Origin of the sequence: Roseisolibacter sp. H3M3-2, assembly GCF_029211165.1 — a bacterium.
Taxonomy (GTDB): Bacteria; Gemmatimonadota; Gemmatimonadetes; order Gemmatimonadales; family Gemmatimonadaceae; genus Roseisolibacter.
Map to the genome: position 1 here is coordinate 1 of NZ_JARGEK010000628.1, position 1,477 is coordinate 1,477.

Sequence of the window (1,477 nt, forward strand, 5' to 3'; positions counted from 1 at the left end):
CCGCGCGCCAGGCGGGCCGCGTCGAAGCGGCCGCGCGGCGGCACCACGACGCGCGCGCCGGCCAGCAGCGCCGGCAGCGCGAGGTGCAGCTCCCCCGCGTACAGCACGTCGCCGTCGCCGAGGGCGAGCGACGCGCCCACCGCGTCGAGGGTGGCGCGGAGCGAGCGCTGCGTGTGCACGACCGCGCGCGGCGCGGCGGTGGTGCCCGACGTGAAGACGACGAACGCCGGCGCGTCGGGCGACGCGTCCGGGAGCGGCGCGGCCGCCGCCCCCGCGCCGGCGCGCCGCGCGTCCCCGGGAGCCACGGCCCGACGCGCACCAGCCGCGCCTCGCGCAGCGCGTCCAGCGACGGCAGGTCCACGCCGCGCGGGCGCGCCAGCCGGCGCGCGAGGGCGCCGCCGATGGCGGCCAGCAGCAGCGACTCGCTGACCACCCAGCGCGGGCGCACCAGCGCCATGCGCGCGGCGAACAGCGCCCCGCCGACCCCCGCGTCGGCCGCCACCAGCACGCCGCCCGCCTCCACGACCGCGAGGATGGCGACGATCGCCTCGACGCCGGGGCGCACGGCGAACAGCACGCGGTCCCCCGGCGCGAGCCCGGCCGCGGCCAGCCGCTCGAACAGCGCGAGCGTCGACGCGTCGGTCACGGCGCGCTCACGCGGCGTCCACGCGCAGCACGAGCGACGCGTAGGCGGGGATCAGGGCGCCGCGCGCGGCGGCGCGGCGCACGACGCGCGGCGTGCCGGGGACGGCCAGCAGCGCCTCCAGCGTGCGCCGCAGCTGCCGCTGCGCGAGCGCGAAGCCCAGGCAGAAGTGCGGCCCCGCCCCAAACCAGAGGTGCCGCGCGCGCGGATCGTGCGCGCGCGCGACGTCGAACCGATCGGGGTCGGGGAACAGCGCGGGGTCGCGGGCGGCGTTGCAGGTGAGCACCACGACGCGCGTCCCCCGCCGCACGCGCCGCCCGCCGAGCGACACGTCGCGGGCCGCGACGCGCACCGTGACCGGCACGGCCGCGGCGAATCGCAGCCCCTCGGCCAGCACGCCGGCCAGGCCGTCGGGCGGGCGCTCGCGGGCCGCGTCCCACTGCCCCGCGTCGAGCAGCAGCGCCACCAGGCGCGGCAGCGCGGCGGCGGTGGTGATGGCGCCGGCGAGCAGCAGGATCGACAGCACGCCGCGCGCCTCCTCGAACGTGAGCCCGAGGTCGCGCAGCCGCCGCGCGACCGACGGCGCGTCCCGGTCGTCCGCCTCCCACCCGACGCGCGCCATCGCGGCCAGCCGGTCGCAGTCGGCGTGCATCGCGCGCGCCCGCCGCGCCGTCGGCGCGCGGAAGCCGAGCCCCGCCGCGACGCGCTCGCCGAGCGCGAGTAGGTCGAGCGCGGGCGCGTCGCCGTCGCCGGGGCGCGACCTAATGGCGCTCGGCGAGCGCCAGGAGGTCGAGCGCGGGGGCGTCGCCGTCGCCGGGCGGGACGCCGAGCATG

2 protein-coding genes are annotated in these 1,477 nt (G+C 81.2%); both read right to left on the reverse strand.

The window, feature by feature from the left end; genetic code table 11:
- Positions 1-305: AMP-binding protein (locus PYV61_RS25235; RefSeq protein WP_275836644.1), on the reverse strand; the 305-nt coding region annotated here is incomplete at its 3' end.
- 348 nt (positions 306-653) lie between these two features.
- On the reverse strand, positions 654-1,477 hold an 824-nt coding region (locus PYV61_RS25240; protein ID WP_275836645.1), incomplete at its 5' end, for a cytochrome P450.